This is a genomic window from Streptomyces sp. NPDC101234 (assembly GCF_044767525.1).
Lineage (GTDB): Bacteria > Actinomycetota > Actinomycetes > Streptomycetales > Streptomycetaceae > Streptomyces > Streptomyces sasae.
Map to the genome: position 1 here is coordinate 207,685 of NZ_JBIWOA010000007.1, position 19,929 is coordinate 227,613.

A 19,929-nucleotide genomic window follows, 5' to 3' on the forward strand; every position below is an offset into this window, starting at 1 on the left:
GCGCACCGTGCCCGCCCCGTCAGTAAGGGTTACCTAACTTAGCCTTACCTTAGTGGATGGGCCAAGTCGGCGTGGCGGCAGGATCGTGGTGGTACGCGCACATCAATGAAGGAGACTGTCGTGTCGGCGAACAGCTTCGACGCCCGCAGCACGCTGCAGGTGGGCGACGAGTCGTACGAGATCTTCCGGCTGGACAAGGTGGAAGGCTCGGCTCGCCTTCCGTACAGCCTGAAGGTGCTGCTGGAGAACCTGCTCCGCACGGAGGACGGCGCGAACATCACCGCCGACCACATCCGCGCCCTCGGCGGCTGGGACTCGCAGGCCCAGCCCAGCCAGGAGATCCAGTTCACGCCGGCCCGCGTGATCATGCAGGACTTCACCGGCGTCCCCTGTGTCGTCGACCTCGCCACCATGCGTGAGGCCGTCAAGGAGCTCGGCGGCGACCCGGCGAAGATCAACCCGCTGGCCCCGGCCGAGCTGGTCATCGACCACTCCGTCATCGCCGACAAGTTCGGCACCAACGACGCCTTCAAGCAGAACGTCGAGCTGGAGTACGGCCGCAACAAGGAGCGCTACCAGTTCCTGCGCTGGGGCCAGACCGCGTTCGACGAGTTCAAGGTCGTCCCCCCGGGCACCGGCATCGTCCACCAGGTGAACATCGAGCACCTGGCCCGCACGGTGATGGTCCGGGGCGGCCAGGCCTACCCGGACACCCTGGTCGGCACCGACTCGCACACCACCATGGTCAACGGCCTCGGCGTGCTCGGCTGGGGCGTCGGCGGCATCGAGGCCGAGGCCGCCATGCTCGGCCAGCCGGTCTCCATGCTCATCCCGCGCGTCGTCGGCTTCAAGCTGACCGGTGAGCTCAAGCCGGGCACGACCGCCACGGACCTCGTCCTCACCATCACCGAGATGCTCCGCAAGCACGGTGTGGTCGGCAAGTTCGTCGAGTTCTACGGCGAGGGGGTGGCGGCCACGAGCCTCGCCAACCGCGCCACCATCGGCAACATGTCGCCGGAGTTCGGCTCCACCGCCGCGATCTTCCCGATCGACGACGAGACCCTGAACTACCTGCGCCTGACCGGCCGCTCCGACCAGCAGGTCGCGCTCGTCGAGTCGTACGCCAAGGAGCAGGGCCTCTGGCTGGACCCGAAGGCCGAGCCCGACTTCTCCGAGAAGCTGGAGCTGGACCTCTCCACGGTCGTCCCGTCGATCGCCGGCCCGAAGCGCCCGCAGGACCGTATCGTCCTCGCCAACGCCGCCGAGCAGTTCAAGACGGACGTCCGCAACTACGTGGACACCGCCGACGAGGCGGGCAAGGAGTCCTTCCCGGCCTCCGACGCCCCGGCGTCCATCAACGGCGTTCCGTCCAACCCGGTCACCGTGACCGCCCCCGACGGCACCACGTACGAGATCGACCACGGCGCGGTCACCGTCGCGGCCATCACCTCCTGCACCAACACCTCGAACCCGTATGTCATGGTCGCCGCCGCGCTCGTCGCGAAGAAGGCCGTGGAGAAGGGCCTGACCCGCAAGCCGTGGGTCAAGACCACCCTCGCCCCGGGTTCCAAGGTCGTCACCGACTACTTCGAGAAGGCGGGCCTCACCCCCTACCTCGACAAGGTCGGCTTCAACCTCGTCGGCTACGGCTGCACCACCTGCATCGGCAACTCCGGCCCGCTGCCGGAGGAGGTCTCCAAGGCCGTCAACGACCACGACCTCGCGGTCACCTCGGTCCTCTCCGGCAACCGGAACTTCGAGGGCCGTATCAACCCCGACGTCAAGATGAACTACCTGGCCTCCCCGCCGCTGGTGGTCGCCTACGCGCTCGCGGGCTCCATGAAGGTGGACATCACCAAGGACGCCCTCGGCACCGACCAGGACGGCAAGCCGGTCTACCTGTCCGACATCTGGCCGACCGAGGCCGAGGTCAACGACGTCGTCGCCAACGCGATCGGCGAGGACATGTTCAACAAGTCCTACGCCGACGTCTTCGCCGGCGACGCCCAGTGGCAGTCGCTCCCGGTCCCGACCGGCAACACCTTCGAGTGGGACGCCGAGTCGACCTACGTCCGCAAGCCCCCGTACTTCGAGGGCATGCAGCACGAGCCGTCCCCGGTCACCGACATCGCCGGCGCCCGCGTCCTCGCCAAGCTCGGCGACTCGGTCACCACCGACCACATCTCGCCCGCCGGTGCCATCAAGGCCGACACCCCGGCCGGCAAGTACCTCACCGAGCACGGTGTGGAGCGTCGTGACTTCAACTCCTACGGCTCCCGCCGAGGCAACCACGAGGTCATGATCCGCGGCACGTTCGCCAACATCCGCCTGCGCAACCAGATCGCGCCGGGGACGGAAGGCGGTTACACCCGCGACTTCACGCAGGCCGACGCGCCGGTGGCGTTCATCTACGACGCCTCCCGCAACTACATCGAGCAGGGCATCCCGCTGGTCGTCCTGGCCGGCAAGGAGTACGGCTCCGGCTCGTCCCGCGACTGGGCCGCCAAGGGCACCGCGCTGCTGGGCGTCAAGGCCGTCATCGCCGAGTCGTACGAGCGCATCCACCGCTCGAACCTCATCGGCATGGGCGTCCTCCCGCTGCAGTTCCCGGAGGGCGCCAACGCCGAGTCCCTCGGTCTGACCGGCGAGGAGACCTTCTCCTTCACCGGTGTCGAGGAGCTCAACAACGGCACCACCCCGCGCACGGTCAAGGTCACCACTGACACGGGCGTCGAGTTCGACGCGGTCGTCCGGATCGACACCCCCGGTGAGGCCGACTACTACCGCAACGGCGGCATCATGCAGTACGTGCTGCGCAGCCTGATCCGCAAGTAAGCGGCAGGGAACGCAGTCGAGGGCCGCGTCCCCGGTTCGCCGGGGGTACGGCCCTTCGCCGTACCCGGACCGGTACGGCTACACCCAGCCCCGCTGGGCGGCCCGCACCCCCAGTTGGAACCTGCTCGCCGCCCCCAGTCGCTCCTGCAGCTCACTCACCCGCCGCCGCAGCGTCCTCAGGCTCACACCCAGATGACGGGCCACCGCCTCGTCCTTCATCCCGGCCGACAGCAACCTGATCAACGTCTGTTCGCCCTCAGGGAGTTCACCGTCGCCGACCGGCTGGCCGAGCGGCGTCGCCTGCTGCCAGGCCAGCTCGAAGAGCTTCTGGAGGGCCTCGGTCACCGCTGAGTGCCACACCACGACGGCGCAGTACCCGCCCGCCTCGGAAGCGGTCAGCGGGAGCATCGCCCGGCATCCGTCGACCACCAGTAGTTTGAGGGGCACGGACGGCAGCACGCGTGCCTGCTCGCCGAGTTCCGCCATCGTCCAGGCGCGCGCAAGGACCTTCGGATCCTCCAGGGCGGTCGCCGCGTAGACCCCACGAGAGACGATCCCGCGTCTGAGCAGATCGGCCTGGAGATCCACCTGCGGGGCGGGCGGGGCGAGATACGGCGGCGTGTCGAAGAGACACACCTCGTACTCGGCGCGCGCGTACAGCTCCTCCAGGCGTGCCGCGATGGCGCCCTCGCCGGAGGCGACCTCGACCAGCCGGGACGGCTCCTCGCGCAGCAGCCCCGCCTCGTACGCGGTCGCCATCTCCTCGGCGGTGGCGGCGAGCAGTTCGGACTCCGTCTCGCGCCGCCGGATCAGCGCGCGGATCGCCACCCGCGGGTCGACCGCCCGCAACCCGCCCATCGAGTCGGGCGCCTGGAGCAGCCCGAGCCCGAGCAGCCGGTTGCAGGACTCGCGGACCTGGGCCGGGGACGCCCCGGCCAGCAGCGCCCAGCCGCCCGCGCCGATATCCGGCTGCTGAAGGATCGTCCGGTACACCCGCTCGTCGAAGGCGGAGACCCCCACCACGGCCCAGGGGCTCGTGGCAGGGGTCTGTCTTGCCGGGTCGTGTGCGGTGTTCACCATGGCCCGGTACGGTAGGCGATCCTTGTTAAGGCTCGTCGCACCGATCCGGGCCATGACTCACTTCAAGCCGCACCGCTCACTTCAGGCCGAACGCCCGCAGCACGGTCTGGTCGATCCGGTTGCCGTCCTTGTCGGTGGCCTGCACCCGCAGAGACACGGACTCCGCGCCCTTCGCGGGCTTGAACCGCGCCTCGCCGTGCCTGACCGGCACCTCCTTCCAGGACGTGCCGTCGTCGTACGAGACCCAGGCCGTCAGGCCGCATGCCCTGACGTTCCCCAGCTGATCGGTGACCGAGAGACCGACCACCGACTCCCGTCCGCCGTCGGCACGGTTGAGGAGGTCGAGCCCCTTCGGGGTGATCCCGAGGCTGAGCAGCGGCAGCGCCGTCGCGGTGTCGGTGTGCGCCGAGGCGAAGGACCACTCGGTGTGCGTGCCCGTGGAGTACACGGCCCAGTCGGCTTTGCGCTGTGTGTCCAGGACGAAACGGTACGAGGCCTTGTCCGCCGGTACGTCGAAGGTGCCGTACCCGCCGAGGGCCGAGTTGCCGACCGCCTCCCCGTTCGCGTACAGCGTGCCGGTCGCCGTGTTCTGGATGCCGTCCACGGATCCGTAGTGGCCCGGTGTCGAGTCGGTCAACTCCGGTATCCGGAACGTGAGTTTGTCGCCGGTGCGCTGGGAGGCGCCGTACTCCTCGCTGGACGCCGGGCGGACGACCTGACGCAGCCAGTTCTCGGTGGGCTCGGTGATCGCCTTGTCGTAGGTCTTCAGGGGACTCCACTCGCCCAGGAGCGCCGTCGAGTCGGGGTAGACGGCGTGCCGGGTACGGGTGTCGGGGTCGGCGTAGTAGTACTCGGTGCGCTTGATGCCGAGCTGCAGGTACTTGGCGGTCTCGATGCTGAACTGCTGCCAGGGGCGGAACGTGTACAGACTGTCCATGCCGATCTCGCCGTCCGTGGCCCCGTAGTAACGGGCCGTCAGCTTCGTCGTGTTGGAACTGTCCAGGTTGTAGGTCTGGTCCGCCGTGATGGAGCCGCTCTGCGCGGCGAGCAGGTTGTAGACGTACGGGCTGACCGGTGTGCCGGTCAGCTTCAGCATGACCTTCTTGCCGGTCTGCAGCAGACTGGTGAGCTCGGCACCCTCCTCGCCGGTGGCGATCATCGTCGGGACGGTGGTGGCCTTGTCCACGGCCTCGATCCAGAAGCCGGGCGTCTTGCGGTACACGATGAGGTAACCGGCGCCGGCCTTGGTCGCGTTGTCCAGGGCGCTCTGCGCCCGCTCCGTGGAGCCGACCCCGACAACCGCGACCTTGCCCCTGACGTCGAGCCCCGCGAAGTCGGCCGCGGTACCGCCGCCCGCGTCCACCGCCTGCACGGTGTGCTCACCGCTGATCTTCAGCGGGAAGCCGTTGTAGGTCTGCGAGTAGTAGAGCGATGACAGCGTCGTCTTCTCCGGTCTCGTGACGCTCGCCGTCAACTCCTTCGCGTACAGGCGGAACTTGGCGGAGAACTCCAGGGTTCCCTCGGTGACCTTCGGGGTCGGCGCCACATAGACGTGGTCGGTCCACCAGCCCTGGCTGTACGTCAGCCCCCAGGCGCCGCCCGGCCCTTCACGGTGCCAGGAGGTGGTGAAGCCCTGGAACTCGGAGTCCTCCTTGGTTTTCGGCTTGATCTCCACCGCCTTGCGGGCGTCGAGGACGACCTCGGTGTCCCCGTCGACCTTGATCTCCGGATTGCCGACGACGGACGTACCGACCGCCACTCCTGCCCCGTCGCGGTCCGGGATCCAGGTCGCGATGGAGTAGGTACCCGCGGGCACCTGCCAGGTCCAGCCCGAGCCGAGGTAACCGTACTCGTCGGGGAAGGCGCCGTTCAGCTCCTGGAGCGTGAAGAGCGAGGCGCCGGTGGACGGGTTGCCCTCCCGGTTCACGAGGGACACCTTGAGGTCGTACGTCTTCGGCGCCTTCTCGAAGCCGACGCCCGTGGTGACCTGGATGCCGTCGGCGGTCGCGGTGACGTAACCGGTGTAGCGGCCCTGGGTCTCCTGCGCCGGGTCGACGCCGACCGGGACCGTGGCGGTGCCGTTCGCGGGTACCGTCACCGTACCGGCGCCCAGCGCGAGGTCCGCGAGGCTCGACGCGACCTTCAACTCCACTGCCTTGTCAGTGGTGTTGGTGTACGTGATGTCCTTGGTGACGACATCGTTGTCCCCGTCCTCGAACTTGCCGAAGCTCAGCGTCGGGGTCGCGAAGACACCCTGCTGTACCGCCCGTACGGCGTCGACCCTGCCGTCGCCCTGCTCGAAGGCGGTGGCGTCGGTCATGGTCTTCGCGGTGCTCGCCAGGTCCGCCTTGATCTGCTGGCCGGTCCAGTCGGGATGCGCCTCGGCGACCAGCGCCGCCGCGCCCGCGACATGCGGGGTCGCCATCGACGTACCGCTCGCCGTCGTGTAGTAGTCGTTCACCGGGGTTCCCATGCTGGTCCCGGCCGCGCGGGCCGCCGTGATGTTCACGCCCGGCGCGGTGATCTCCGGCTTGACCGCGTAGTCGCCGGTGCGCGGGCCGCGGCTGGAGAACGAGGCCAGGTTGTCGGACTTGTCGACCGCTCCGACCGTCAGGGCCGAGTCCGCGATGCCGGGGGTGCCGACGGTCTGGTCGGACGGGCCGGTGTTGCCCGCCGCGATCACGAAGAGGGTGCCCGTGGCGGCGGACAGGTCGTCGACGGTCTCGCTCATCACGTCCGAGGGACCCGAGGCCGTGCCGCCCAGGGACATGGAGACGATCTTCGCGCCTGAGTTCGCCGCCCACTCCATGCCGGAGATGATCCAGGACTCCTGGCCCGAGCCCGTGTTGTCGAGCACCTTGCCGATCAGCAGCTGCGCGCCCGGCGCCACGCCCTTGTACTTCCCGTTCGAGGCGGCGCCCGAGCCGACGATCGTGTCGGCCACATGGGTGCCGTGGCCGAAGCCGTCCTGCACCGTCTCGTCCGGTACGAAGCTCTCCGAGTCGGCGATCTTCCCGGCGAGGTCCGGGTGGCCGGTGTCGACGCCCGTGTCCAGGACCGCGACCTTCACGCCCGTGCCGTCGTAGCCCGCCTTCCACACCTCGGGCGCGCCGATCTGCGGCACGCTCTGGTCGAGCGACACCTTCACCCTGGCGTCGAGCCAGATCTTGTCGATGCCGTCGCCCAGCTGCCGCGCGGCCTTCGCCGTGGGCTCGGTGCCGGCGGCGGGGGCGACGTCCGCCCAGAAGGCCGTCGACTTCTTCGCGGTCAGGGCGGCACCGTCGATCCCGGGCAGCGCGAGCGTGCGGCGTGCACCCTCGGGGACCTCACTGCCCTTCTTGTACGTCGCGATCACCGGGGTGGCGCCGGTCCTCGCGTCCGTGTACCCCTGCTTCACCAACTGAGTGACATTGAACAGGGCCGGGTCGAGGCGGCCCGCCTGGAGCAGCGGGATCGCGTCCGACGGTACGACACTGACCTCGCCGTTCTTCTCACTGGACAGGAACGTGACGGCCTCACGGCCCTTTCCGCGCCGGACGTCGACGCCGTACCGGCCGTCCGCCGCGGCGGTGAGCGTCACGGTGTCGCCGGTGACGAGGGTGACGGTCTGTGTGCTCGTGGCGCCGGACGCGGTGACGCTCCGGGTGTCCGTGGCGGCCGCTTTGGCGACCGGGGACACGGGACCGGCCGCGGCTGGGACAACGGTCCCCGCGAGCAACCCGGCCGCTCCTGCCACGGCCCAGAGGGCGTGGAGTCTTCGCATGTGTGGACTTCCTCCCCTGAACGCTGAAACGCTTCCGGCCCGGTGGGCGGAAGCCAGTGATCAGAGTGAGCGCCGCACGGAAAGCGGCTCAAGGGATTCCTGTGGCCGAGGCGTGCCAATGCCCGCTTCGGCCACGGTGGTCGGCAGTGAACGGTTCGCCTCGGGCCGGGGCGACGGCCGGTTCGGGACGCTCCGGCGCGGAACGCCGTCCAGGCAATCGGCCCGGTCACATGGCTGCGGCCCAGTCGGAGCACAGGATTCCCTCAGCGGACCGGGACAGTATCGAGACATGTCTGGCACCTCCGCGTCCCGAACCGGCCGCGTCCGCGTCCTGATCGTCGACGACGAGCCCGGTCTCACCGAGCTGCTCGCCGCCGCCGTCGCGGACGCGGGCTGGCGCCCCTACCCGGCCCTCGACGGACAGACCGGCCTGCGGCTGGCCCGCGGCTGCGCCCCGCACGCGGTCGTACTCGACGGCATGCTCCCGGACCTCGACGGCCTCCAGGTCCTGCGCAGACTCCGCTACGAGATGCCCAGGCTGCCCGTCCTGATGCTGACCGCCCGCGACGCCGTCGAACACCGTATCGACGGTCTGGAGGCCGGGGCCGACGACTACGTCACCAAGCCCTTCTCCCTGGAGGAGGTCGTGCTGCGGCTGCGCGGACTGCTGCGCCGGGCCGGCACCGAACAGACCCCGGTGAACGGCTCCGTACGCGTCCTCGGCGACCTGATGCTGAGCGGGGAGTCCCGCGAGGTACAGCGGGCCGGCATCCAGATCAGGCTCACCGTCAAGGAGTTCGACCTGCTCAGCCTGCTCCTCGACCATCCGCGGCAGGTGCTCAGCAAGGCCCAGATCCTCGACCACGTCTGGAGCACGTCCTTCGACGGCGGCGGCAACCTGGTCGAGGTCTACATCTCCAGCCTGCGCCGCAAGATCGACCGGGGCCGCGCGCCGATGATCCACACCGTGCGCGGCATGGGATACGTCGTACGAGCAGTGGAGGACGGCAGATGACCGCCCGGCTGCGGAGCCGGTCGCTGCGCACGCGACTGCTCGTCTTCATCACCGCCATTCTCGTCTGCGTGTGCGCCGCGATGGCTCTGACCACTGTCTTCGCCCAACGCGCCTATCTGCTGGGCAACCTGGACAACCGGGTGGGCGACGCGGCCGAGCGTGGCGTGGGCGGTGCCGCCCTGCACCCCGAACTCACCCGCGACCTGACCTTCCTCAACGAGAGCGGCCAGCCGGCCGGCACGCTCGCCGCCCGCCTCGACGCCAAGGGCAACATCCTCAGCGCGGCCGTCGTCACCCAGGACGCGCCCCCGCGCTCGCTGACCACCGCACAGACCACCGCCCTCAAGGGCATCGCGCCGGACGGCTCGACCCACACCCGCACGCTCCCCGGCCTCGGCACCTACCGGGTCACCGCTCTGGACGCGAGCGGCATCCGGGTCCTGGCCGGCCTCCCCATGGACGACGTGCTGGACACCATCGGCGGCCTGGTGGAGGTCGAGATCGGGGTCGCCGCGGTCGGCCTCACGGTCGCGGGCTGCGTGTGCGCGGTGGTGATACGACGGCAGTTGCGCCCCCTCGGCCGGGTCGCCGCCACCGCCGTCGAGGTCTCCCACGCGCCCCTCGGCCGTGGTCAGGTGGCCGGTCTGACCCGGGTGCCCGAGCGGGACACCGACCCCGGCAGCGAGGCCGGCCAGGTCGGCGCCGCCCTCAACCGGATGATCGACCATGTCGAGGCCTCCCTCGCCGAGCGCCAGCGCAGCGAGGAACAGGTGCGCCGCAGCGAGGAGCGCATGCGCCGCTTCCTGGCCGACGCCAGCCATGAGCTGCGGACCCCGCTCGCCTCGATCGCCGGGTACGCGGAGCTGATGAACCGCGGCACGGACCGGATCGAACCGGGCCTGGCCTGGCGGCGGGTCAACGCCGAGTCGGCACGGATGCGCAGCCTCGTCGAGGACCTGCTGCTCCTGGCCCGCCTCGACGAGGGCCGCCCGCTGCAGTCCGCCGAGGTGGACCTGGCCGCGCTCGTCGCGGAGGCGGTGTGGGACGCGCGGGCCGCCGGCGCCGGACACCACTGGCAGCTCGAACTCGGTCTGGACGAACCGGCGCTGGTGCTGGGCGACGAGGCCCGGCTGCACCAGTTGGTGGCCAACCTGCTGGCCAACGCGCGGGTCCACACGCCCGCGGGTACAACGGTGACCGCCACGGTCGAATCCACCGTCACCACCTGCGTGATCCGCGTCCGCGACGACGGACCGGGTATCCCGCCCGACCTCCTTCCCACCGTCTTCGAACGGTTCACCCGGGCGGACACCTCCCGCACCCGTGCCGGTGTCCTGGAGGGCGGCTCGGGTCTGGGCCTCGCCATCGCCTCGGCCATCGCCACGGCCCACGGCGGCCACCTCGACGTACAGAGCGCGCCGGGCCGTACGGAGTTCAGGCTCGAACTCCCGGTCACCGAACTCCCGCCCACCGGTGCGGCGATGCGCGTCCGCCCGGCGCCGGTCTAGGAGAGCGGCGCCGGGCGGACGGTGTCGCCGACACCGGGGGGTCGACGGTGATCGTGTCTCCGACCTTCAGCTGCGATCATGCCTCGGTCGTATGAGTGCGATCAGAATCCGACGAGGGCGTCGAGGTCGATCTGGACGGGAAACGGCAGCTCGGTGACGAGTTTGCCGCGGTGGAACGGGTGCAGGGGGGCTGGGATGTACGAGAGGGTGTCGGCGTTGAGCCAGTATTCGTGCACCGCCAACTTCTGGTCGCGGTCGAGTTCGACGCGCCAGTAGCACGGGACCTTGGCGGCGGCGAACTGTGCGGGCTTGCTCACACGGTCATCTTGGCGGGAGCCGGGGGAAACGACCTCGACGACGAGGGTGAGGTGCGACGTCGGGATGCACTCCACCTCGAAGTAGTCAAGGTTCCGAGGGTCGAAGACGATCACGTCAGGCTTGACGACGTTCTGCTCGTCCACCATCACGCACTGCTCGCTCAGGACCCGATATGGCTTCGAGCGGGCCGCCTTCAGGGCGTCGGCGAAGCCGTCCCGTACGTCGTTGTGCCAGAACCTGGGCTGCCGTTTGACCACGATCCATCCGTCCACGAGTTCCCAGTCGAAGGGCAGCTCCAGATTCTTGACCTGGTCGAATGTCCAGCCGTCAGCAGGCGGGAACATCCAGTTGTCCTCGTTGGCCGGTCCCTGCTGGCGTGGCGTCATCACCGCTCCCATGGGCGAGAGTGCGGGCGCTGTTACGCGTCGTGATCCTCTGTACGAAGGTATCGCCACGCGAAGCAGTGAAGCCATGCCACGCCGTTTACAGCCGCCCCCGTCCGCGCTAGCTTCACAGAGGAGTGGGGTGGGAGCGCTCCCATCCTGTGTCCGGCGGACCGGAACCCGTCCGGCGCACCGGGCCCGCTCCCACTCCACTCTCGTCTCCGTGACCCGCGCGCGACCGTTCACCCCACACAGAGGTTGAAGTGTCATGCCTATGACAATCATCGGAACCGGGCCTTCGTGCCGTCCGAAACTCCTCCGATTACCCCTCCCCACCCGAGGCCGGGCCCTCTTCCTGGCCCTCCTCGCCCTTCTCACCACGGTCCCGGCCCTCGCCCTGATCCTGGCCGCAGGCACCCCGGCCCAGGCGCACGGCACCCCCATGAAGCCGGGCAGCCGTACCTTCCTGTGCTGGCAGGACGCGCTCACCGACACCGGTGAGATCAAGCCCGTCAACCCGGCCTGCAAGGCTGCCCAGCAGGTCAGCGGGACCACGCCGTTCTACAACTGGTTCTCCGTGCTGCGCTCGGACGGCGCCGGCCGCACCCGCGGCTTCGTCCCCGACGGTGAGCTCTGCAGCGGCGGCAACCCCAACTTCACCGGCTTCGACCTGCCCCGCGGCGACTGGCCGGTCACCCACCTCACCTCGGGCGCGACCGTCGACTTCTCGTACAACGCCTGGGCGGCGCACCCGGGCTGGTTCTACGTCTACGTCACCAAGGACGGCTACGACCCGACGAAGCCCCTCACCTGGGACGAGATGGAGGACACGCCGTTCCTGACCGTCGACCACCCGCCGCTCAACGGCACCCCGGGCACGGTCGAGGCCAACTACTCCTGGACCGGCACCCTCCCCGCCAACAAGACGGGGCGGCACATCATCTACATGGTGTGGCAGCGCTCGGACAGCACGGAGACCTTCTACTCCTGCTCCGACGTCGTCTTCGACGGCGGCAACGGCGAGGTCACCGGCATCCACGACCCGGGCAACCCCACCCAGCCCCCGCCCGGCACCTGCACCGCCACCCGCACCACGACCAACAGCTGGCCCGGCGGCTACCAGTCCGAGGTCACCGTCACCAACAGCGGCGACGTCGCGATGCTCGGCTGGATGGTCGACTGGACGCTCCCCGGCGGCCAGTCGGTGGCCAGCCTCTGGAACGGCAACGCGACCTACAGCGGGCAGGACGTGATGGTCCACAACGCCGACTGGAACGGCTCGCTCAGTCCGGGGCAGAGTACGACGTTCGGCTACGTCGTCCAGGGCGACGGCGGGGACAGTGCAACCGACCTGCCCTGTCAGGTCGGTTGACGTGTGTGATCCGCTCCGGGCGGACCCGGTGCCGGTGCGCACCGGCACCGGGTCCGCCCGCCTTTCCCTGTCGCTGTCTCAGGCCAGCAACTCGACCTCCGCCAGCGTCGATTCGCCGTCGAGGACCAGGCGGTAGTGGGCGTACGACCCGGGCTTCTGGATCGTGAACGCCCTTGTCTGCAGGTCCCAGGCGAAGGTCTGACCCGTCCGCCGGTCCACCGTCGTCCAGTCGGTGCCGTCCGTGGAGGCCTGGAGGGTCCAGCCCGTCGGGGCCTTCGTGTGGTCCGACGGTGAGGTGAGCGTGTACTGGACCCCCTTGACCGACCTGGTCACCGGCAGGTCCACCGATGTCACCGTCGCCTGGGTCGCCGACGTGTTGTCGAACAGGGAGCCGTCCGGCTGCAGGACGTCCGCGCGCGGGGCCGGGACCTTGTCGTCCTGGGTGATCGAGGTCGGGCCGGCGTTCTTGCCCGTGCCCCACGCCGAGGGCTTCGGACCCATCGTGAAGTCGATGACGCCGCCCTTGGAGACGATCGAGTGGGGGAGTGAAGTCGAGCTCCAGGCACGGCCGTTGACGCGGACGTTCTGGATGTAGACGTTGGCCGCGCTGTTGTGCGGCGCCCTGATCACCAGGTCACGGCCGTTCTCCAGGTGGACCGTCGCCTTCTTGAACAGCGGGGAGCCGATCGTGTAGTCGCCGCTGCCCATCACCAGCGGGTAGATGCCGAGGGCCGAGAAGAGGTACCAGGCCGACTGCTCGCCGTTGTCCTCGTCGCCGTGGTAGCCCTGGCCGATCTCGCTGCCGAGGTAGAGCCGGGACATGGCCTCACGGACGTAGGCCTGCGCCTTCCAGGGCCGGCCGGCCGCGTCGTACATGTAGATGACGTGGTGGGCGACCTGGTTGGAGTGGCCGTACATGCCCATCCGGACGTCACGGGCCTCGGTCATCTCGTGGATGACCCCGCCGTACGAGCCGACGAAGTCGGGGGAGGCCGTCTCGGGTGTCGCGAAGAACTCGTCGAGCTTGTCGGCGAGGCCACTCCGGCCGCCGTACAGGTTGGCGAGGCCGCGGCTGTCCTGCGGTGCGGTGAAGGCGTAGCCCCAGCCGTTGGTCTCCGTGTAGTCGTAGCCCCACACGCGCGGGTCGTACGCCGAGGAGTCCACCCGCCACTTGCCCTGCGCGTCCTTGCCCTGGAAGAAACCGGCCTTGGAGTCGAAGAGGTCCACATAGTCCCGGGCGCGGTTGAGGAAGTAGTCCGACTCCTCCTTGTAGCGCTGCTCGCCCGTCTTCTTGTAGAGGGCCTTGCCCATCTCGGCGATGCCGTAGTCGTTGACGTAGCCCTCCATCGCCCACGACAGGCCCTCTCGGGTGTCGTCGCTGGTGTAGCCGAGGAAGGGGGAGGTCGTCATGCCCTTGCGGCCCACGCCGGACGACGGGGGCACGACGGTCGCGTTCTTGAGCGCCGCCTCGTACGCCGCCTTCGCGTCGAAGTCCACGCCCTTGACGTACGCGTCGGCGAACGCCACGTCCGAGGAGGTGCCGGTCATCAGGTCGGCGTAGCCGGGGGAGGACCAGCGCGAGGTCCAGCCGCCGTCCTTGTACTGCTGTACGAACCCGTCGACCATCTCGCCCGCCTGAGAGGGAGTCAGCAGGCTGTACGCCGGCCAGGTCGTGCGATACGTGTCCCAGAAGCCGTTGTTGACGTACACCTTGCCGTCCACGATCTTCGCGCCGGTGTGCGTCGGGGTGTCCTGGCTGGTCATCGGCGAGAAGGGGGAGGCGTACTGGTAGGCCGAACCGACCTTCTCGAAGCCGGAGTCGGGGTACAGGTACAGCCGGTACATGCTGGAGTAGAGGGTGGTCAGCTGGTCGGTCGTGGCGCCCTCCACCTCCACCTTGCCCAGCAGCCGGTCCCAGACCTTCCGGGCCTGCGCCTTCACCGTGTCGAAGGAGGTGCCGTCCGGGATCTCCTGGCGCAGGTTGTCCTTCGCCTGGTCGATGCTGATGAGGGAGGTGGCCAGGCGCAGGGTGACGGTGTGGTCGGAGCCGGTGTCGAAGCGGAGGTAGCCCTTGACCCCGCTGGAGTCGCCGCCCGTCACGGGCCTGTCGAAGACGCCGTACACGAACAGCCGTGTCGCACCCGTCGACAGTCCGGACTTGACGTCCGAGAAGCCGGTGACGATCCCGTGCTCCTTGTCGAGGGTCAGTCCCGCCTGCTCGGTCACGTTGTCGAAGATCACGCTCGCGTCCGTGCCCGGGTAGGTGAAGCGCAGCGAGGCCGCGTGGTCGGTCGGCGCCATCTCCGCCTTGAGCCCGTTCTCGAACCGCACCCCGTAGTAGTACGGCCGCGCGGTCTCGTTCTCGTGCCGGAAGGCGAGTTCCCGTGCCGTCCGGCCGGTGTCCGGGGCACCCGTGGCGGCCGACGGCATCACCTGGAAGGTCTGCCGGTCGCCCATCCAGGGGCTGGGCTCATGGCTCGCACTGAACGCCTGGATCGTCGGCAGGTTGTCGTCGTTGTTCGCATGTGCGTACTCGTACAGCCAGCTGAGCGAGGACGCGTTGGTCACCGGCGTCCAGAAGTTGAAGCCGTGCGGGAGTGCCGTCGCCGGGAAGTCGTTGCCGCGCGAGAAGCTGCCGCTGGAGTTGGTGCCCCGGGTGGTGAGCGCGTAGTCGGCCAGATGCGCCTTGGGCTTCTCGGGGGCCACCGGTTTCAGCGACACGTCGTCGATCCAGCCGCGGAACTTGGCCGGGCGCGCGGGGGAGTCGTACCCGACCAGGATCCGGTCGACCGTCTTGCCGGCCGCGACCGAACCGATCGTCGAGGAGACGTTGTTCCACTGGTTGACGTACAGCGCCTTCGACGCGCCCTGGCCGCGCGGGGACAGCGCGAAACCGTGCTGGTCCGTGGCCCCCAGGTCGCTCAGATACGTGCCGTCGGTGAAGGCCAGGTCCACGGAGACGTTGGTGGCGTCGTAGTCGAGGGCGCCGTCGGCCATCGACGGGAAGATCCGGTACGACAACCGCGTGTCGCGGCCGACGGCCACGTTCACGTCGAAGACCTTGTTGTACGAGTACGCGCGGCCGTTCGCCGTGTGCCGTCCGGCGTAGCGCAGCGCGTGTGTCCCGGTGAACCCGGCCCGCGCCTTCGCGGTCGGCGAGCCGCTCGGGCCGTGGTCGACCAGCGAGAGCATGTCCTGGGGCACCGGCCCGCCGCTGCCGCCCGTGGAGAACTGGACGTCGGCGATCTGGAGGATGTCCGAGGCGCCGTTGTTCTTCGTGACGTCGAGGCGGAAGTGCTGGTACTCGGCGGGGGCGGAGAGGTCGTACGACTGGGTCTGGAACCGTTCCGTGAAGGATTCGCCGGTCCGGGTGTCGACGGTCTTCCAGTCCTTGCCGTCCGTCGAGCCCTGGAGGGTCCAGTCCTGCGGGTCGCGTTCGGCGTAGTCGTTCGCCGAGGTGAGGGCGTAGGTCACCAGCTTGATGGGCTTGTCGAAGTCGAACTCCACCCAGCCGGTGGGCTGGAAGGTGAGCCACTTGGTACCCGGCTCGCCGTCGACGAGGTTCTCCTTCACCTCGCCCGCCCCGGTGTTCTCCCCGCTCGCCCGCAGGTCGGTCACATGGTCGGTGACATTGCCGGGGATGCCCGTGCTGTAGCCGCCGTCGACGCCCGAGGCGCGCGGGGCGCCGGCCGGATCCGTGTCGACGGTGTCGGTCCAGTCCGGCGCCGGTTCACCGGACTCGAACGAGGATGCGAACTGGGTGGCGGCGGCCGGTGCTTTGGCGGGCAGGGCGACCGCGGCTCCCTGGGAACCCAGTGCCATGACTACGGCGGCCGTGATCACGACCGCCGTACCGGATCTGTGTCCTGTTCTTCGCTGCGTCTTCCGCTGCATCAAAACGGGTACCCTCCCTGCCACATGAGACAACGTTGTCAGCCGAGTGGCGCAGGAACCAGTAGGTGGTCAAGTGGCCCGTGATGTCAAGGGTGTTGGGTGCGGCATTCAGGGGGCTATGTCGGCTCTTTTTCCGGCAAGGCGTACACAGGTCGCTCATATTTCCGACAGGTCTCAACTAGGAAAAGACCAGCAGCCAACCTTGCATTCGATCTTGCCCCACTGGCGGGAAGTGGACTATACCTGTCGGCGTTTCCCGCATGACTTCCTGCACGACCCAGCACTACCCGACCGCGGTGCCGGGAGGATCCGGTTCACCGCCTGAGTCCTGGAGAAGGCGAGGACTTGAGCATGGGATCCACTTCCGCAGCGAACCATGGTTCCGAGGGTGTCGGCCGTCGCGATCTGATCAAGCGGTCCGCCGCACTCGGCCTGTTTTCGGTCCCCGCCGTCGGATTCCTCTCCGCCTGTGCCAGCAGTGGCGGCGGTGGCCAGTCGAAGGACAAGACGGGCAAGAAGACGGCGAAGAACCCGCTCGGCGTCAACGAGACCGCGAAGATGGAATTCGTCCTCTTCGACGGCGGTTTCGGCAAGGAGTACGCCCAGGACGCCGTGAAGATCTACGAGAAGGACTTCCCGAAGGCCACGGTCAAGTTCTCCGCCACCCAGAAGATCCAGTCCACCCTCCAGCCCCGCTTCAACCAGGGCACCCCGCCGGACCTGATCGACAACTCCGGTGCCGAGCAGATGGACATGGGCGTGCTGGTCGGCAAGAACCAGCTGGCCGATCTCACCCCGCTGTTCGACGCGCCGTCGTACGACGACCCGAACAAGAAGGTCCGCGACACACTGCGGCCCGGCATCGTCGAGATGGGCCAGTTCGACGGCAACCCGATCTGGATCATGTACTACGCCTACACGGTCTACGGCGTCTGGTACTCGCAGAAGGCCCTGGACTCGCTGGGCGCGGAGTACCCGCAGACCTGGGACCAGATGATCGCCGTCTGCGAGAAGGCCAAGAAGAAGGGGATGGCGGGCTGGACGTACGCGGGCAAGTACCCGTACTACATCCCCTTCTCCCTCTACCCGATGATCGGCAAGGTCGGTGGCGTCGAAGTCCTGAACGCGATCGACAACCTGGAGCCGAACGCCTGGAAACACCCGGCCGTCAAGGCGTGTTTCGAGGCCTACTACGAGCTCTACAAGAAGGGCTACATCCTCCAGGGCACCCCCGGCCTCGACCACATCCAGTCGCAGACCGCCTGGGCGCAGGGCAAGGCTCTGTTCATCCCGAACGGCTCCTGGGTGGAGAACGAGTCGGCGAACGTCATCCCGTCCGACTTCAACCTCGCCGTCTCCGCGCCCACCGGCATCGACAAGAACGACAAGATGCCCTTCGGCACCATCTGGGCCTCCGGCGGCGAGCCGTTCATCGTCCCGGCCAAGGCCGCGAACGCCCCGGGCGGCATGGAGCAGCTGCGCATCATGCTCAGCGAGGCCTCCTCCAAGAACTTCACGTCGAAGGTGAAGTCGCTGACCGCGTACAACGGCGGCACCGACGGCATCACCCTCACCCCGGGCCTCACCTCCGGTGTGGCCGCGCTGAAGCTGGCCGGGTCGAACGTGGTCAATCCGCGGATGCAGGACTGGTACGTGCAGCTCCAGAAGGAGAAGATCGGGGTTGCCGGCCTCGGCGAGATGATGGCCGGCCGGGCCACCCCGGCGGAGACCATCAAGAAGATCCAGGGCTTTGCCGACGAGGCCGCCAAGGACACCACGATCAAGCACTACAAGCACCAGTAAGCACCGGCAGGACATTCCCTCTCGGCACCGGAGTGGCGATGCAGCACGGCAAGTACCGGTTCATCGTGGGGTTTCTGGCGTTGCCCCTCGGACTGTACGCGCTCTTTGTGGTCTGGCCGTTCGTCCAGTCCATCTACTACTCGTTCACGGACTGGACCGGTCTGAGCCCCGAATTCAAGATGGTCGGCCTGGACAATTACAAGAGGATGCTGCACGACGACGTCTTCTGGAAGTCCTTGCAGCACAGCTTGATGTTCGCGGTCGTGCTGCCGCTGGTGACGATCAGCCTGGCACTGTTCTTCGCCTTCATGATCAATGTCGGCGGTCGGAGAAGGAAGGGCGGCCCCGCGATCACCGGCGTCCGGGGCTCCTCCTTCTACAAGATCGTCTATTTCTTCCCGCAGGTGCTGTCGATCGCGATCGTCTCGCTGCTGTTCGCCTTCGCCTACAACCCGGACAGCGGCGCGATCAATTCACTGTTGCGCGGAATCGGTCTGGACCATGTCCAGCCGCTCTGGCTCGGCGACCCGAGCCTCGCCCTGTGGTGTGTGATGGCCGTACTGGTCTGGTCCACGGTCGGTTTCTTCGTGGTCCTCTTCTCCGCCGGTATGGCGTCGATCCCCGCGGACCTCTACGAGGCCGCCCTGCTCGACGGCGCCGGCCGCGCCGCCACCTTCTTCCGTATCACCCTGCCGCTGCTCTGGGACACCGTGCAGTCCGGCTGGGTCTACATGGGCATCCTCGCGCTCGGCGCCGAGTCGTTCGCAGTCGTACAGATCATGACGACCGGACCGGGCGGTCCCGACTACTCGACGACCGTGATGGTCCTGTACGTGTACCAGAAGGCGTTCCGGGACGGTCAGGCCGCCTACGCCACCACCATCGGCGTCGCCCTGCTGGTCGTCACGCTCGCCTTCGCGGCGATCGTGATGCGGCTGGGCCGTCGCGAGCGGCTGGAGTACTGAAGCGATGACGACGACCGAGACCGACGTCACTGTCACCGAGGCGGAACCCCCCGCGCCGGAGCGGCCCCGGCGAAAGCGCGAGGGCGCGGTCCTCAACGTCTTCTCCCACGGCGTCCTGGTCATCTGGGCGATCATGGTGGTCACACCGCTGCTCTGGGCGGTGATGACATCGTTCAAGGACGACAGGTCGATCTTCAGCTCGCCCTGGGCGCTGCCCGACAAGCTGCACTTCGACAACTGGTCGCGGGCCTGGACCCAGGCCAACATGAGCGACTACTTCCTGAACACCATCCTGGTGGTGGGCGGTTCGCTCATCGGCACCCTGGTCCTCGGCTCGATGGCGGCCTATGTCCTGGCCCGCTTCGACTTCCCGGGCAACCGCTTCATCTACTACCTGTTCATCGGCGGCATGAGCTTCCCGATCATGCTCGCGCTGGTCCCGCTGTTCTACGTCGTGAACAACCTGGGCCTGCTGAACACGATCCACGGCCTGATCCTGGTCTACATCGCGTACTCGTTGCCGTTCACGGTGTTCTTCCTCACAGCGTTCTTCCGCACGCTGCCCACCTCGGTGGCCGAGGCCGCCTTCGTCGACGGCGCCTCGCACACCCGCACGTTCTTCCAGATCATGCTGCCGATGGCGAAGCCCGGCCTGATCAGCGTCGGGATCTTCAACTTCCTGGGCCAGTGGAACCAGTACATGCTTCCGACGGTCCTGAACACGGACCCCGACAAGCACGTCCTCACCCAGGGCCTGGTCCAGCTGGCGGTCAGCCAGGGCTACAAGGGCGACTGGTCCGGTCTTTTCGCGGGCCTGGTGATGGCGATGCTGCCGGTACTTGCCGCGTACATCGTCTTCCAGCGCCAGGTCGTGGCGGGTCTGACGGCCGGCGCTTTGAAGTAGCGGAACGCTTGCCGACGTAAAGGGGCGCGGGGAACTGCGCGACCAGCCACGACGCACCCGCACCCACCCACTCGGCGTCACCGGCCACC

The 19,929-nt window shown here is 68.3% G+C and carries 11 protein-coding genes; 7 read left to right on the top strand and 4 right to left on the bottom strand.

From position 1 onward, the window contains the following. Window positions 1-120: 120 nt before the first annotated feature. Window positions 121-2,835, top strand: coding sequence for an aconitate hydratase AcnA (acnA, locus tag ACIRR9_RS15475; protein WP_403751447.1), 2,715 nt, complete (start codon window positions 121-123; stop codon window positions 2,833-2,835). A 78-nt stretch (window positions 2,836-2,913) separates the two neighbouring features. Here acnA and ACIRR9_RS15480 read toward each other — a convergent pair whose 3' ends face one another. Together ACIRR9_RS15480 and ACIRR9_RS15485 are read right to left on the bottom strand one after the other, a co-directional pair. Continuing rightward, window positions 2,914-3,915 (bottom strand): helix-turn-helix transcriptional regulator, encoded by a 1,002-nt coding sequence (locus ACIRR9_RS15480; protein WP_403751449.1) that lies wholly within the window; start codon window positions 3,913-3,915, stop codon window positions 2,914-2,916. Window positions 3,916-3,991: 76 nt separating this feature from the next. Next, window positions 3,992-7,678 (bottom strand): S8 family serine peptidase, encoded by a 3,687-nt coding sequence (locus tag ACIRR9_RS15485; RefSeq protein WP_403751450.1) that lies wholly within the window; start codon window positions 7,676-7,678, stop codon window positions 3,992-3,994. Window positions 7,679-7,967: 289 nt separating this feature from the next. Here ACIRR9_RS15485 and ACIRR9_RS15490 point away from each other — a divergent pair, with 289 nt between their 5' ends. Beyond that, the gene (locus ACIRR9_RS15490; RefSeq protein WP_403751452.1) at window positions 7,968-8,693 is read left to right on the top strand and encodes a response regulator transcription factor; all 726 of its coding nucleotides are present in this window, start codon (window positions 7,968-7,970) and stop codon (window positions 8,691-8,693) included. Further along, the gene (locus tag ACIRR9_RS15495) at window positions 8,690-10,201 is read left to right on the top strand and encodes an ATP-binding protein (protein WP_403751454.1); all 1,512 of its coding nucleotides are present in this window, start codon (window positions 8,690-8,692) and stop codon (window positions 10,199-10,201) included. Before ACIRR9_RS15490 ends, ACIRR9_RS15495 begins: the two co-directional genes overlap by 4 nt. Window positions 10,202-10,302: 101 nt before the next feature. Here ACIRR9_RS15495 and ACIRR9_RS15500 read toward each other — a convergent pair whose 3' ends face one another. Next, on the bottom strand, window positions 10,303-10,905 hold the full coding sequence (locus ACIRR9_RS15500) for a Uma2 family endonuclease (protein WP_403751456.1): 603 nt from the start codon (window positions 10,903-10,905) through the stop codon (window positions 10,303-10,305). A gap of 271 nt (window positions 10,906-11,176) precedes the next feature. Here ACIRR9_RS15500 and ACIRR9_RS15505 point away from each other — a divergent pair, with 271 nt between their 5' ends. Next, entirely contained in the window at window positions 11,177-12,274 is a 1,098-nt protein-coding gene (locus tag ACIRR9_RS15505) for a lytic polysaccharide monooxygenase (RefSeq protein ID WP_403751458.1), read from the top strand. Between the two features lie 78 nt (window positions 12,275-12,352). On the opposite strand, the gene ACIRR9_RS15510 is transcribed toward ACIRR9_RS15505, so the two are convergent. Further along, window positions 12,353-16,096, bottom strand: a complete 3,744-nt coding sequence (locus ACIRR9_RS15510; RefSeq protein WP_403751460.1) for a GH92 family glycosyl hydrolase — start codon at window positions 16,094-16,096, stop codon at window positions 12,353-12,355. Between the two features lie 423 nt (window positions 16,097-16,519). On the opposite strand from ACIRR9_RS15510, the gene ngcE reads away from it, so the two are divergent. Genes ngcE through ACIRR9_RS15525 form a run of 3 tightly spaced genes read left to right on the top strand, consistent with a single transcriptional unit; the run spans window position 16,520 to window position 19,840 of the window. Next, complete coding sequence (ngcE, locus tag ACIRR9_RS15515) at window positions 16,520-17,971, top strand: N-acetylglucosamine/diacetylchitobiose ABC transporter substrate-binding protein (protein ID WP_403751462.1); 1,452 nt, start codon at window positions 16,520-16,522, stop codon at window positions 17,969-17,971. A gap of 38 nt (window positions 17,972-18,009) precedes the next feature. Further along, window positions 18,010-18,936: a carbohydrate ABC transporter permease gene (locus tag ACIRR9_RS15520; protein WP_403751464.1), complete on the top strand. Its 927-nt coding sequence runs from the start codon at window positions 18,010-18,012 to the stop codon at window positions 18,934-18,936. 4 nt (window positions 18,937-18,940) lie between these two features. Next, window positions 18,941-19,840, top strand: a complete 900-nt coding sequence (locus ACIRR9_RS15525) for a carbohydrate ABC transporter permease (RefSeq protein WP_365350136.1) — start codon at window positions 18,941-18,943, stop codon at window positions 19,838-19,840. Window positions 19,841-19,929: the final 89 nt, after the last annotated feature.